This is a genomic window from Pseudomonas sp. 2995-3 (assembly GCF_002742565.1).
Classification (GTDB): domain Bacteria; phylum Pseudomonadota; class Gammaproteobacteria; order Pseudomonadales; family Pseudomonadaceae; genus Aquipseudomonas; species Aquipseudomonas edaphica.
Genome location: NZ_LJSB01000315.1, coordinates 321,271 through 334,247 on the forward strand (window position 1 = coordinate 321,271; position 12,977 = coordinate 334,247).

General features: G+C 60.5%; 12 protein-coding genes and 1 riboswitch. Of the genes, 5 read left to right on the plus strand and 7 right to left on the minus strand.

What is annotated here, in order from left to right; translation table 11 throughout:
• Positions 1 to 14: 14 nt before the first annotated feature.
• The 3 genes from AOA62_RS28650 to ahcY all read right to left on the minus strand — a co-directional run bounded on the left by AOA62_RS28650 (position 15) and on the right by ahcY (position 3,360).
• Positions 15 to 806, minus strand: coding sequence for an ABC transporter substrate-binding protein (locus AOA62_RS28650; RefSeq protein ID WP_099550357.1), 792 nt, complete (start codon positions 804 to 806; stop codon positions 15 to 17).
• 129 nt (positions 807 to 935) lie between these two features.
• On the minus strand, positions 936 to 1,781 hold the full coding sequence (metF, locus tag AOA62_RS28655) for a methylenetetrahydrofolate reductase [NAD(P)H] (protein ID WP_017139413.1): 846 nt from the start codon (positions 1,779 to 1,781) through the stop codon (positions 936 to 938).
• Between the two features lie 169 nt (positions 1,782 to 1,950).
• Positions 1,951 to 3,360, minus strand: coding sequence for an adenosylhomocysteinase (gene ahcY / locus AOA62_RS28660; RefSeq protein WP_017139412.1), 1,410 nt, complete (start codon positions 3,358 to 3,360; stop codon positions 1,951 to 1,953).
• A gap of 21 nt (positions 3,361 to 3,381) precedes the next feature.
• Positions 3,382 to 3,487: riboswitch (S-adenosyl-L-homocysteine riboswitch) on the minus strand.
• Between the two features lie 198 nt (positions 3,488 to 3,685).
• Between ahcY and AOA62_RS28665 the strand changes: the two genes are divergently transcribed.
• From AOA62_RS28665 to AOA62_RS28675, 3 genes are all read left to right on the plus strand, one after another.
• Positions 3,686 to 4,084, plus strand: a complete 399-nt coding sequence (locus AOA62_RS28665) for an acyl-CoA thioesterase (protein WP_017139410.1) — start codon at positions 3,686 to 3,688, stop codon at positions 4,082 to 4,084.
• An 86-nt stretch (positions 4,085 to 4,170) separates the two neighbouring features.
• The gene (locus AOA62_RS28670) at positions 4,171 to 5,055 is read left to right on the plus strand and encodes a formate/nitrite transporter family protein (protein ID WP_017139409.1); all 885 of its coding nucleotides are present in this window, start codon (positions 4,171 to 4,173) and stop codon (positions 5,053 to 5,055) included.
• Positions 5,056 to 5,121: 66 nt separating this feature from the next.
• Positions 5,122 to 6,984: a DUF3857 domain-containing transglutaminase family protein gene (locus tag AOA62_RS28675; RefSeq protein WP_099550358.1), complete on the plus strand. Its 1,863-nt coding sequence runs from the start codon at positions 5,122 to 5,124 to the stop codon at positions 6,982 to 6,984.
• Positions 6,985 to 7,026: 42 nt separating this feature from the next.
• On the opposite strand, the gene AOA62_RS28680 is transcribed toward AOA62_RS28675, so the two are convergent.
• Positions 7,027 to 8,286 carry a sodium:proton antiporter gene (locus AOA62_RS28680; RefSeq protein ID WP_017139407.1) on the minus strand — a complete coding sequence of 420 codons (1,260 nt, stop codon included), beginning with the start codon at positions 8,284 to 8,286 and terminating at the stop codon, positions 7,027 to 7,029.
• A gap of 192 nt (positions 8,287 to 8,478) precedes the next feature.
• Between AOA62_RS28680 and AOA62_RS28685 the strand changes: the two genes are divergently transcribed.
• Positions 8,479 to 8,865, plus strand: a complete 387-nt coding sequence (locus tag AOA62_RS28685) for an MAPEG family protein (RefSeq protein WP_017139406.1) — start codon at positions 8,479 to 8,481, stop codon at positions 8,863 to 8,865.
• Positions 8,866 to 9,018: 153 nt separating this feature from the next.
• On the opposite strand, the gene AOA62_RS28690 is transcribed toward AOA62_RS28685, so the two are convergent.
• Positions 9,019 to 10,206 carry a murein transglycosylase A gene (locus AOA62_RS28690; protein WP_099550359.1) on the minus strand — a complete coding sequence of 396 codons (1,188 nt, stop codon included), beginning with the start codon at positions 10,204 to 10,206 and terminating at the stop codon, positions 9,019 to 9,021.
• 129 nt (positions 10,207 to 10,335) lie between these two features.
• Here AOA62_RS28690 and AOA62_RS28695 point away from each other — a divergent pair, with 129 nt between their 5' ends.
• Complete coding sequence (locus AOA62_RS28695; RefSeq protein ID WP_017139404.1) at positions 10,336 to 10,785, plus strand: cytochrome c; 450 nt, start codon at positions 10,336 to 10,338, stop codon at positions 10,783 to 10,785.
• 6 nt (positions 10,786 to 10,791) lie between these two features.
• Here AOA62_RS28695 and AOA62_RS28700 read toward each other — a convergent pair whose 3' ends face one another.
• Both AOA62_RS28700 and ligB read right to left on the minus strand, forming a co-directional pair.
• Positions 10,792 to 11,187, minus strand: coding sequence for a DUF1090 domain-containing protein (locus AOA62_RS28700; protein WP_099550360.1), 396 nt, complete (start codon positions 11,185 to 11,187; stop codon positions 10,792 to 10,794).
• Positions 11,188 to 11,256: 69 nt separating this feature from the next.
• Positions 11,257 to 12,921, minus strand: coding sequence for an NAD-dependent DNA ligase LigB (gene ligB, locus AOA62_RS28705; RefSeq protein WP_099550361.1), 1,665 nt, complete (start codon positions 12,919 to 12,921; stop codon positions 11,257 to 11,259).
• Positions 12,922 to 12,977: the final 56 nt, after the last annotated feature.

The following is a 12,977-nucleotide window of genomic DNA, read 5'->3' on the forward strand; positions in this document are numbered from 1 at the left end:
GTATAACAGAGCAATCACGGCGCGCCGCTTTCCTGCTGCTCAACGGTGTGTTCAGGGGCGGTATTGGCTTGGATTCCGCCATATTTGGCGCTTAAGGCTGCGTAGGCAGGCTCTTGCTTGAAGCGCTTGAGCTCGGCGGCGAAGCGTTGCACCAGCAGGTCCATGCCGGCGCCACGGCGCACGGCTAAAAATTGCGGCTGGCGGCTGACCACCAGCGGCGCCTGGCTGACCTTGCCTTCCAGGCCCATGGCCTTGATCACATGCTGGCCGACTCGACGGTCCGTAATCACCAGGTCAATGCGGCCCAGCGACAGTTTGCCGAAGTTGGCCTCATGGCTGGGCGCCGGCTCGCGGTCGAACAGGCTGGATTCGCTGAAGGCCTCGCCATACAGATAGCCTGGCGACGTGCCGACCGTCAGCCCGCGCAGGCCATCCAGGGTCTGGGCCGGATGAGGGCGGTCGTTGGCATAGAACAGCACGAACTCGACAGCCGACAACGGTTCGCTGGGGTAAAGCAGCAAAGCGTCGCGCTCATGGCTGTGGAAAATATCCAGTGCGCCATCGGCGTGGCCCTGGTCCAGCATGGCCAGGCAACGTTTCCAGGGCAGGAATTGCCACTCCACCTCCACCCCCAGGCGTTGGAACACGATCATCGTGGTTTCGTAATCCAGGCCGCGCATGCTGCCGTTGTCGTCGTACACATAAGGTGCCCAAGGCTCGGTGACAACGCGCAATTTCTCGCCGTAAGCGGTGAAGCTCAGGCAAGCAAAAAGCACAGCGGTCAACAGCTTGAGAATGACGGGCATCCCCTGAGGTTACGATGCTCCTGCGCTAAAGAGAAGCTCTGGCACACGCATTCGCGGGCAAGTTGATATGGCGCATTAAAAGCAAAAGGCCCTCGTATAAACGAGGGCCTTGGCATTACCAAACAAGCCTTAGCGTGGCAGCTTGAGGTTATTCCAGATGGCCAGGCTGGGTTCAGTCTGGTTCAGGGTGTAGAAGTGCAACCCTGGTGCGCCACCTTGCAGCAATTGTTCACACATCTGCGTGATCACCTGCTCGCCGAACGCCTGGATGCTCTTGACGTCATCGCCATAAGCTTCCAGTTGCTTGCGCACCCAGCGTGGGATTTCAGCACCGCAGGCGTCGGAGAAACGCGCCAGCTTGCTGTAGTTGGTGATCGGCATGATGCCCGGCACGATAGGGATATTCACACCCATGGCCCGTACACGCTCGACAAAGTAGAAGTAGCTGTCGGCGTTGAAGAAGTACTGGGTGATCGCGCTGTCGGCACCGGCATTGGCCTTGCGCACGAAGTTCTGCAAATCGTCTTCGAAATTACGCGCCTGTGGGTGCATCTCCGGGTAAGCCGCCACTTCGATATGGAAGTGATCGCCGCTTTCTTCACGGATGAAGCTCACCAGGTCATTGGCGTAGCGCAGCTCGCCGCTGGCCATGCCCATGCCGGACGGCAGGTCGCCACGCAGGGCGACGATGCGCTTGATGCCGGCTTGTTTGTATTGGGTCAGCAGGCTGCGCAGGTCGGCCTTGCTGTCGCCCACGCACGATAAGTGCGGAGCGGCGGGAACTTTGACTTCGCTTTCGAGCTGCAGCACGGTGTTGATCGTGCGGTCACGGGTCGAGCCGCCGGCGCCGTAGGTGCAGGAGAAGAAGTCGGGGTTGTAGCTGGCCAACTGCTTGGCAGTCGCCATCAGTTTTTCATGCCCAGCATCGGTCTTGGTCGGGAAAAACTCGAAGCTGTAGCGACGGTCTTGGGACATGGTCGTACCTATGGAAACTCAGAATACCGGTGTGGGAGCGGGCTTGCCCGCGATGCAGGCACCTCGGTTTTTCAGCAATACCGAGGCGATGCTATCGCAGCGGTGCGGCGATCCGACAAGCCAGCTCTCACAAAAGCCAGCTCCCCTATGGCAGCTGGCACTGGGCCGATCAGTAACGGTAAGCGTGCGGCTTGAACGGACCTTCGACGGTCACGCCGATGTAGTCGGCCTGGGTCTTGGTCAGTTGAGTCACCACGCCGCCGAAGCCGCGGACCATTTCCAGGGCCACTTCTTCGTCGAGTTTCTTCGGCAGTACTTCCACGGTCAGACGCTCGGCTTTCTGGGCCGGCGACAGGTCGGCGTACTTCTGGCCGAACAGGAAGATCTGCGCCAGGACCTGGTTGGCGAACGAGCCATCCATGATGCGGCTTGGGTGGCCGGTGGCGTTGCCCAGGTTAACCAGACGGCCTTCAGCCAGCAGGATCAGGTAGTCGTCGTTCTGCGGGTCGAAATCGCCAGCGCCGGTACGGTGAACCTTGTGTACCTGCGGCTTCACTTCTTCCCATGCCCAGTTCTTGCGCATGAAAGCGGTGTCGATTTCGTTGTCGAAGTGGCCGATGTTGCAGACTACAGCGCGCTTCTTCAGGGCTTTGAGCATGTTTGCGTCGCAAACATTCACGTTACCGGTGGTGGTCACGATCAGGTCGATCTTGCCCAGCAGGGCTTTGTCGATGCTCGCTTCGGTGCCGTCGTTCTGGCCGTTGATGAACGGCGAAACCACTTCGAAACCGTCCATGCACGCTTGCATGGCGCAGATCGGGTCAACTTCGGAGACTTTAACGATCATGCCTTCCTGACGCAGAGACTGGGACGAACCCTTGCCCACGTCGCCGTAGCCGATTACCAGGGCTTGCTTGCCCGACAGCAGGTGGTCGGTGCCGCGCTTGATGGCATCGTTGAGGCTGTGACGGCAGCCGTACTTGTTGTCGTTCTTGCTCTTGGTCACCGAGTCGTTGACATTGATGGCCGGGATTTTCAGCTCGCCCTTGGCCAGCATGTCCAGCAGGCGGTGTACGCCAGTGGTGGTTTCTTCGGTCACACCGTGAACGCGGTCCAGAATCTGCGGGTATTTCTTGTGCAGCAGCTCGGTCAGGTCGCCGCCGTCGTCGAGGATCATGTTGGCATCCCATGGCGCGCCATCTTTGAGGATGGTTTGCTCCAGGCACCACTCGTACTCTTCTTCGGTCTCGCCTTTCCAGGCATAAACCGCGATACCGGCAGCAGCGATAGCAGCAGCGGCCTGGTCCTGAGTCGAGAAAATGTTGCAGGACGACCAACGTACTTCGGCGCCCAGGGCAACCAGGGTTTCGATCAGCACGGCAGTCTGAATGGTCATGTGGATGCAGCCGAGGATCTTCGCGCCTTTGAGCGGCTGCTCAGCGGCGTACTTGCGGCGCAGGCCCATCAGGGCTGGCATTTCGGATTCGGCGATAAAGGTTTCGCGACGGCCCCAGGCAGCGAGGGACATGTCGGCGACTTTGTAGTCGGTAAAACCTGCAGGCGTGATTACAGCGCTCATGAAGAGCCTCCATTCGTAGTGTGCGAATGGGCGCCGTTGTGCGTTTAGTATCCAGCTGGCTAACCAGGCCGAACAACGCCCCATCCGAGCCTGACAGGTTGAACCTGCTGCAGCGCCCCTCGGACAGGTGGCGGGAGAACGGTATCAATCGAAGATGACCGTTTTGAAGCGGTGGCGATTATAGCCGTGTGCGCGGCACTTCCCAAGCCTTTCTGTCGGCCACATGCAGATCGTGCATGGGCATGATAGGCAATGGTGCATAGAGCTTGGGCGCGGGCTCTGCCATGATGTTGCCCATCATTCGGCAAGACGCTTTGGAGTGACCATGAACTTCCACACCCGCAAATGGGTAAAACCCGAAGACCTCAACCCCAACGGCACCCTGTTCGGCGGCAGCCTGCTGCGCTGGATCGACGAAGAAGCGGCGATCTACGCGATTGTTCAACTGGGCAACCAACGCGTGGTGACCAAGTACATCTCCGAAATCAACTTCGTCAGTGCCTCGCGCCAGGGTGACATCATCGAACTGGGCATCACCGCCACCGAGTTCGGCCGCACCTCGATCACCCTGACCTGTGAAGTGCGCAACAAGATCACCCGCAAAAGTATCCTCACCGTAGAGAAAATGGTGTTCGTCAACCTGGGCGAAGATGGTTTGCCGGCACCGCACGGGCGTACAGAAATCAGGTACGTCAAAGACCAGTTCAAAGACGAAACCGAGTAACTGCGAACCCAGCGGCGGCGGGCATTGAACGCTGGCGGCTGGCGACAGGTCGTACCTGAACAACACCCACCTGTTCAGGTACACCCATGGCGACTCAAGCAGACGGCAAAACCCCCAACCTGTCGCAGGAAGAGCAACAGGACGTCGACAACAACCAGCCGCCCCGCGCGGCGGTGCTGCACGAAATCATCCGCACCCAGGGCGATCAGGAACTGGAACGCAATGTGGCTGCGTTGTGGTGGTCGGCGTTGGCGGCCGGCCTGACCATGGGCCTGTCGCTGATGGGCATGGGGTTGCTCAACTCGCGCCTGCCGGATGGCGAAGCTTTCAAGGTGATCGCCAGCTTTGGCTATTGCGCGGGCTTTCTCGCGGTCATCCTCGCGCGCCAGCAATTGTTCACCGAAAACACCCTGACCGCCGTGCTGCCGGTGATGAGCAAGCCGACGCTGGCCAATGCCGGCCGCCTGTTGCGGTTGTGGACGGTGGTGCTGGTGGGCAACCTGTGCGGCACCTTGCTGGTGGCCTACGTGATGCTGCACCTGCCGATCTTCGACACCAAGACCGACATGGCCTTTCTCGAAATCGGCCGCAAGGTCATGGAAAACGACCCCGGCCAGATGTTCGCCAAGGGCATTATTTCCGGCTGGATGATCGCCACCATGGTGTGGATGATCCCGTCCATGGAAAGCGCGAAGATGTTCATCATCATCCTGATCACTTACCTGATGGCGCTGGGGGACTTCACCCACATCGTCGTCGGTTCGGCGGAAGTGTCGTACCTGGTGTTTGCCGGCGAACTGCCGTGGAAGGACTTCTGGCTGGTGTTCGCTGGGCCGACCCTGGCAGGCAATATCATCGGCGGCAGTTTCATTTTTGCGCTGATCAGCCATGCGCAGATTCGCAGTGAGAGCAGCTTGCCGGGCAAGCCCGCAGACCCGCGCCATCCCCAGCGGGTGAACAAGGACGAGTAAGCTGATTCGTCATAAATGAATGGCAAAGTCGCTGCGCGGTTTTCCATTCATGAAAGAAGGATCTTTATGCGGACTTTCCCTTTTTTGCGGGGGCGCAGTTGGTGCACGCTGGTATTGGCGGTGGGCGTTTTCGGCGTGGCACAGGCCAAGGATGATGCTGCGGATCGCTCCGTGACCATCGAAAAGCAAACTCAGCGCTACGTGATCAATGCCGACGGCAGCTATGTGGTGGATGCCGATAAGGTCGTGCTGATCAATGAAGAGCGGGCCATCAGGTCCAGTGCCCAGCAAGCGGTCAGTTATAACCGCTCATTGGATAGCCTGGAGATTATCGAGGCGTTCACGCTCAAGCCCGATGGGCGCAGGGTAATGGTCACCGCGCCACAGATCAGGGAACAACAGGAGCAGGCCTCGGCCAATGCTCCGATGTTTCAGGATTCGCGGGTCAAGGTGGTGATTTTTCCTGAGGTGGCAGTGGGTGATCGTCTGAGCTTGCGTTACAAGCGAATACGCCACACGGCGCTGTTTCCTGGCGAGTTTACCGACTTCTCCACGGCGAGCTTGAGCCCCACGCTGGATTACTCCCTGATCTACGACTTGCCGGCCGACAAGCCTTTGTACGCCGAGGCCCGGGGTTTCAAAGCCTCCACTTCGGCCGCAGCGGTTGGGCGTAAGGTGTACCGATGGGACTACGTGCCGGCCGACAAAACCCGGCCCGAACAAGGCGCGGTGGCCTACACCGACTATGGCCAACTCCTCGCTGTTTCGACCTTTGCAACCTACAAAGACCTGGCCAGGGCTTATGAGGCACGTGCCAAGGTTGAGGTCACACCGCAAATCACCGAATTGGCGCACAGGCTCACCGCCGACCAGCCAACGCCTCGGGCCAAGGCCCTGGTGCTCAGCGATTGGGTGCGCAAGAACATCCGTTATGTGGCGGTGTACATCGACGCCGGCGGCGTGGTGCCGCACCTGGCGCAATCGGTGCTGGACAACCGTTACGGCGACTGCAAGGACCATGTGGCCCTGCTGGAAGCCATGCTCAAGGCCGTTGGCATCGACAGCTCACCGGTGTTGATCAACGCCGGCAATGCCTATGTTTTGCCCAAGGTGGCGGCGTTACGCGTGCTCAACCATGCGATCACCTATGTGCCAAGCCTGGACCTCTACCTGGACTCCACCGCCAGTTTCATCGCTGCCGGTTACTTGCCACTGCAGGACTTGGACAAGCCGGTGTTGTTGACGCGTACTGGCGAGATGGCACGTACCCCGGCCACTCAGCCGAGCAAGCTATCGAGTGAACTGGTGTTCAAGGTCGATGACAAGGGCGCGGCAGACTTTACGCAAACGTCCCTCGCCGAGGGTTGGCGTACCGAAGCGACGCGTTTTTGGATCAGGTCTCAGCAGCCGGCGGAGCGTGATCAGATGATCCAGAAAATGCTGCGCAGCTCAGGCCAGGCGGGCAACGGCACCCTGCAAACAGATGCGCTGGACGGTGATGCGTCCGGCTTCAACACCACGTTGGCCGGGCGCACGGAAAACCTCGTCAACGTGCCTGGGCCGATCGGTGTACCGGCACTCAGTCGCCTGGGAAGCTATATCGCCCAGGATGTGCAGGTCCTGTCGGTAGAAAAGAAGCGGGTGCAGAACTTCACCTGCTTTGCCGGCGAGAGCGTTGAAAAGGCCCGCTTCGAGTTCCCCGCGTCGTTGACTATTCTGGCGCTGCCCAAGACCGTTTCGCTCAAGGGCGCGGATGTAACCTACGACGCCAGTTATGAGCGCAGCGGCAATACCGTGCTGGTTTCCCGCACGCTTGCCTTTAACCACCCCGAAGCGGTGTGCAGCCCTGAGTGGTTCAAGAGTATGCAGCCGATGATCGAGGCGATGTTCAATGACCTCAAAAGCCAGATCATCGTGCAGGCCCATTGATCGCAGGCGCCGGCGGCGAAATGAATCCGCCGCCGGCCTCAATCAGTGAGCCTCGGTTGGCGGTGCAGGCTCATCTTTGGTCACATGCTTGACCAGCTTGCCGATGCTCAAACCCTGCAACAGGATCGACGACAGCACCACGATGTAGGTGATGCTCAGCAGCAAGTCGCGTTCCGGGCCAAGCGGCAGGGCCAGCGCCAGTGCTACCGAGACGCCACCGCGCAAACCACCCCAGGTGAGAATGCGGATAGTGCCGCGTGGCACCGTGCGCCAGCGGCGCAGCAACAGGATCGCCGGGGCCACGGTCAGCAGGCGTGAGGCCAGGATCGCCACGGCCAGCAAGCTGGCGGCCAGTACGTGCAGCCAGTTGAACGGCAACAGCAGCAGCTCCATGCCGATCAGTGCAAACAGCAGGGCGTTGAGCATGTCATCGAGCAACTCCCAGAAGCCGTCGAGGTAGCGGCGGGTCATGTCGTTCATGGCCAGCTTGCGCCCCAGGTTGCCGATGATCAGCCCGGCCACCACCATGGCAATCGGCGCCGAAACGTGCAGTTCGGTCGCCATTGCCGAACCGCCGATCACCAGCGCGAGAGTCAGCATCACTTCGATCTGATGCTGCTCGATGCTCTTGATCATCAGGTACACCAAGTAGCCGATCAGCCCGCCGAACACCACGCCGCCAATCGCTTCATGGGCGAACAGCATGGCCGTGGCGCCGACGGTCGGTGTTTCGCCCAGCTGTGCGATGCCCAGCAGTACGGTAAACACCACCACTGCGGTGCCGTCGTTGAACAGCGATTCGCCGACGATGGTGGTTTTCAGTGGTTTGGAGGCGTTGGCGGTTCGCAGCACGCCCAACACCGCAATCGGGTCGGTGGGCGAAATCAGTGCACCGAAAAGCAGGCAGTAGAGGAAGCTGACGTGCCAGCCGAACAGGGCAAAGATGTAGTACGCCAGGCTGCCGATGACCACGGTGGCGATCAATACGCCGAAGGTCGCCAGCAGGCCGATGGGCCAGCGATAGCTGCGCAGGTCGTTGAGGTTGACGTGCAAGGCGCCGGCGAACAGCAGGAACGACAGCATCCAGTTCATCAGCAAGTCGCCGAAGTCGATCTGGCCGATTAACTGCTGGATACGTTCTTCGAGGCCTGGGTAGCCGATAAGGCTCAGGCCTTGCAAAATCAGGGAGAACACCAGGGCCGTGACCATCACACCGATAGTGGGCGGCAGCCCGATAAATCGGTAGTTCACATAGGTGAGCAGGGTGGTAAGGCAAATAAAGGCGGCGACAAGTTCAAGCATCCGAGGTCCTTGGAAGTGAGGGAAGGTCGTTATTGCTGGGATGGACCGCACCAGCTGCGGGATGTTTCAAGGCACCGGCTAAAAGCCTGATAGAACCTTTCGGCGCGCCTCGGTTCATAGCCGGTGAGTGCGATATTGCAGTTATAGTGCTAAAACTCTAATTTCTATTTAAAACAAAAAAAGGAATCCATCATGACGGCCGCTTTCTGGTGTGTGTTGATCGCAATATTCCTGCCTTACCTGTGCACGGGGGTGGCCAAGTTCAGCGGTGGCAAGTTCGGCCCGCGGCAGAACCACGACCCGCGTGCCTTCCTGGATACCGTCGAAGGCGTCGCCAAGCGCGCCCACAATGCCCAGCTCAACAGCTTTGAAGTGACGCCTGCGTTTGCAGCGGCGGTAATCATCGCGCACCTGGCCGGTACGGCGTCGCTGGTGACCATCAATGTACTGGCGGTGCTGTTTATCACCAGTCGGCTGCTGTACATCATTTGCTACCTGGCCGACTGGGCGATGCTGCGTTCGCTGGTGTGGGCGGTGGGGATGGCGTTGATTGCGAGTTTCTTTTTTGTGTCGATCTAGAGGTTTGACGTAATTCCCTGTGGGAGCTGGCTTGTGTGGGAGCTGGCTTGCCTGCGATTCGGGCACCTCGGTATGTCAGTTACACCGCGGTGATGCTATCGCAGGCAAGCCAGCTCCCACACAGGCCCGCACACATGGGTTCTTCAGCGTTATTCAGGTGCCGGCAGGCGCATCCTGCACGTGGGGCAACGCCGCGCCCTTGGGCCACAGCATCCAGATCTGCCCCTGCTGCTTCATATTCCCCGCCAGCTCACCCGCCGCGTCACCGGTGCCCCAGAACAAGTCTGCGCGCACTTCGCCGGTGATCGCGCCGCCGGTGTCCTGCGCGGCGACGGGCCGTGCGATGGGCGAGCCATCGGGTTTGGTGGTCGACAGCCACAACAGGCTGCCCAGCGGAATCACCTTGCGGTCCACCGCCACGCTGTAACCCGCCGTCAGCGGCACATTCAGTGAGCCGCGCGGGCCTTCGTTGCTGTCCGGGCGGGCGCTGAAAAACACGTAGCTGGGGTTGCTCGCCAACAATTGCGGAATGCGCTGCGGGTTGGCCTTGGCCCAGGCGCTGATGGCGCCCATGGTCACGTCTTCTTTTTTCAGTTCGCCTTGCTCCACCAGCCAGCGGCCGATCGGGCGGTACGGGTAACCATTCTGGTCGCCATAGCCCACGCGCAATTGGCGCCCACCGGCCAGTTGAATACGCCCCGAGCCTTGAATCTGCAGGAATTGCAGGTCCATCGGGTTGGTCAGCCAGGCAATCGGCTTGGCAGTGGAGCCTTGGCCGTTGATGGTGCTGGCGTCGTCATACGGCTTGAGTACACGGCCCTCGAGGCGGCCGCGCAGGCGCTTGCCTTTGAGTTCCGGGTAGATGCTTTCCAGGTTGACGATGATCAGGTCGTCCGGCACGCCGTACACCGGCACATGGGCGGTGGCGGTTTCGGTCAGGCTGCCGGGGTAGACCGGCTCGTAGTAGCCGGTGATCAGGCCATTGGGTGTGTTGTCGGCCGAGCGCAGGCCGAACACATCCAGGCGCTCCTTGAGAAAATCGCGCACGGCTACGGCATCGCCCGGTACGGTGGTGGCGGCGGCACAGGTTGCGCCCCACACCGGATCAGCTTTTAGGCGCTGGCAGGCACTGCGCCAGGATTCAAACCCGGCCAGCAGGTCGCTGTCGGAAACCACCGGCAGCGCTTCCCACGGTGCACTGACATAGGTGGCGACGGCATGGGGCTTGGCCGCTTCATCTTTTTTGCCGGTGTCTTTGCCGCCATCGCAACCGGCCAGCAGCGCAACCATCGGCAGAGCCCACACCATTCGGCGGCTCCAGCGTTTCAAGGTGACATTCATACACGTAATTCCTGAAGCGGTTGCCTGCGCCGCAGCGCATTCGGGCAACCCTTATTATTAATAGGGCTATTGGTCTTTGCGGGCGGGGCGAGGATACTGGCCGCCGTTTCCCGTGACCCTGAAGCCATCATGACTTTTAAAAAACTGACCGTGGTATTGCTGGCCTGCCTGACCTTGTCCGCCTGCGGCGGTGTCGATCCTAATTCGCCGCTGGGCCAACGCAAGGCCATCTTCAAGCAGATGCTCAAGACCGGCGAAGACCTGGGCGGCATGCTGCGTGGGCGTATCCCGTTCGACGGCGCGAAGTTCGCCGAAGGCGCGGTCAAGCTCGATGCGTTGTCCCACGAACCGTGGAAGCATTTCCCGAGTGTGCGTGAGGAAGATCACACCAGCGCCAAGGATACTGTGTGGCAACAGCAGGCACGCTTCCAGGAGCTGGCCCGAAACCTTGAAACGGCTACCGGTGAATTGGTAATCGCAAGCCAGGTGCAGCCCTACAAGGCCAGCAACCTGGGGCCTGCGGTGCAGAAAGTCGAAGATGCCTGCACGGCCTGCCATAAACAGTTTCGCGACCACTGACCGGTTTTATTTGTCGAGTTCGTCGACAGCCTCCTGCAGTTCTTTGCGCGACTGAGCCAGCTTGTCTTTGCGTTTGTTGATCTTGTCGGCATCGCCTTTTTTCATCGCCTTGTCGAGGTCGGCCTGACGGCGGGTGACTTCGTGCTTGGCGTCGAGCACTTTGTTCTCGCGTTCTTTGCGCAAGGACGCATCGGTGCAGTGGGCGGTGACTTCGCTCAGGGCTTTTTCCAGGCCGGCTTGTTGTTCGCTGTTGCCATGGGTCTTGGCTTGTTCGATTTGTGCGCTGATGGCCTGGCGCTTGGCGGCGCAGCCGGTGAGTTCCGGCACTTCTTCGGCGGCCAGCAGCGGCATGTTCGCCAGGCTTACGGTGGCCAACAAGGCAAGTGGGGCTAGAAATTTCATGTGAGGCTCCAAGGTCGCAATCGGATGGCAGGGTGAATTCTGCCGGGAGTAAAAGTGGCCGGGTTGGGCTTAAAACCCGTCAATTCCAGCCACGCGTAATGTTTCAGCTAACGCTTGTACTTGCGGGTCGCGAAAAAAAGCGCTCAATTGCGCCGCGCGGCCCGGGCCAATGCCGTCGGTGGCCAGCCAGGCTTGCGTGTCTTTGGCTGCCAGGGCCTGCCAGCCACCCTCCAGATCGTTGCGCGCCGAAGGCGGTACGCCCAGGGCTTTTAGCCATTGTGCAAAGGGCCGTTGCCGCGCGCTTTGCAGGCTGTCGAGCACCCGGGCACGGCGGCGATCACCGAAGCCGTCAATGTTAGCAAGCTCTGCCGCATCCAGGGTTAACCAATCGAGAATGCCTGCGATTAGACCGGCCTGGATCAATGCGTTCCAGGTCTCGCGGCCCATATAAGGCAGGGCCAGTCCCTGGTTGCTGCTCAGCCAGGTCAGGCGCGCGAGCAATTGCTCTTCGCAGCCAGGGTCCAGTTGCCAACAACTCAAGGCGTGGAAGTTGCGCGCATCCGGTACTTGCACCGCCACCCTGGTCTCGTTGCGCAGGATCACTTGCTCCAACCGAGGAATCACTTGGCCGGCAAGGCTGATGGAGACCTGATCGCCGGGGCGGATATCCAGTGCATGCCAGTGTTTCAAGGAGCCGACGCTGACGCGGCGGATTTGCCGGTCGTCCAGTCGCACCGACTCCAGTTCCAGAATGGGCGTGATACGCCCCGTGCGGCCGATCTTGAACTGCACCTTGCGTACCAGCGCCAAAGCCCTGGTTATCGGGTATTTCCAGGCGACCGCCCAATACGGCGCGCTGACCTGCCAGCGCTTGGCAGGTGCGTGCCGGGCCTGGTGCAGCACCACGCCATCGCTGGCAAAGGGCAGCGGATGGTTGTACCAGTACCTGCGCCAATGCGCGGCTTCAGTGAGGTTTTGCACGGGATGGCTGTAGCGGCGGCTATCGGTGAACCCCCAGCGCGCCAGGGTGGCCAGGCGCGTGCTGAAGTCTGTCGGGCCGTCGGGCCAGGCCCAGACGAATAGCCCGATCCTGGAGGCCTCGGCATCGCTTAACTGTCGGCGATTCATCAGCCCCGCCACTTTGCTGCGGGCACTGAGCCCGCCGTGTTCGGACTGCACATGATCGTCAAGACGCCAATAGAGTTCGCCTTGCAGCACCAGGTCGATGGGCTCTGGCAGTTGCTGGACAATGCCCTGGATCTTGCGCGCGGCGGCTGTCCAGTCCTGACCGAGCAGGCCGTCGCCACGGCTGATGAGCTGGCTCAGGCGGCCTTTGCGATACACCAGCGTCACCGCAACGCCGTCGACCTTGGGCTGGATCCAGACGTCCTGGCGTGTCTTGAGCCACTCACCCACGGCCCCTTCATCCACCAGCTTTTCCAGGCCGGTATGAGCGACTGGATGAGGCTGCGTACCGCGTGCACCTGCCAGCGGGTTATCAGCCGTCGACTGCGTTTGCGCAAAACAGGCCTGCCACCGCGCCAGGCGCTGTCGGGCCTGGTCGTACAGCTCGTCGCTGACCGGGGACTGACCGAGCCGGTGGTAACTGTCATCCCAGAGCTTGAGCTGTTCAGCCAGGGTGCCGACCTGTGAGCGTGCCTCTTCGGGGCAGTCTTCGGCCCAGGCTGGAAACGCCAGGGCGCTGAGTAGAAGGGCAATCAGTAAATGCATCATGAGCATCCTTGCTCGGAAGGGACGCTCAGCCTAAGTGATCCAGGCGGCCACAAAAA

Excerpts from the sequence above, each read along its gene's own strand:
- AOA62_RS28665 (WP_017139410.1), top strand. The coding sequence starts at position 3,686 with ATGAACTTCCACACCCGCAAATGGGTAAAACCCGAAGACCTCAACCCC.
- AOA62_RS28675 (WP_099550358.1), top strand. The coding sequence starts at position 5,122 with ATGCGGACTTTCCCTTTTTTGCGGGGGCGCAGTTGGTGCACGCTGGTA.
- AOA62_RS28680 (WP_017139407.1), bottom strand. The coding sequence starts at position 8,286 with ATGCTTGAACTTGTCGCCGCCTTTATTTGCCTTACCACCCTGCTCACC.
- AOA62_RS28695 (WP_017139404.1), top strand. The coding sequence starts at position 10,336 with ATGACTTTTAAAAAACTGACCGTGGTATTGCTGGCCTGCCTGACCTTG.
- ligB (WP_099550361.1), bottom strand. The coding sequence starts at position 12,921 with ATGATGCATTTACTGATTGCCCTTCTACTCAGCGCCCTGGCGTTTCCA.
- AOA62_RS28690 (WP_099550359.1), bottom strand. The coding sequence starts at position 10,206 with ATGAATGTCACCTTGAAACGCTGGAGCCGCCGAATGGTGTGGGCTCTG.
- metF (WP_017139413.1), bottom strand. The coding sequence starts at position 1,781 with ATGTCCCAAGACCGTCGCTACAGCTTCGAGTTTTTCCCGACCAAGACC.
- AOA62_RS28650 (WP_099550357.1), bottom strand. The coding sequence starts at position 806 with ATGCCCGTCATTCTCAAGCTGTTGACCGCTGTGCTTTTTGCTTGCCTG.
- AOA62_RS28685 (WP_017139406.1), top strand. The coding sequence starts at position 8,479 with ATGACGGCCGCTTTCTGGTGTGTGTTGATCGCAATATTCCTGCCTTAC.
- ahcY (WP_017139412.1), bottom strand. The coding sequence starts at position 3,360 with ATGAGCGCTGTAATCACGCCTGCAGGTTTTACCGACTACAAAGTCGCC.
- AOA62_RS28700 (WP_099550360.1), bottom strand. The coding sequence starts at position 11,187 with ATGAAATTTCTAGCCCCACTTGCCTTGTTGGCCACCGTAAGCCTGGCG.
- AOA62_RS28670 (WP_017139409.1), top strand. The coding sequence starts at position 4,171 with ATGGCGACTCAAGCAGACGGCAAAACCCCCAACCTGTCGCAGGAAGAG.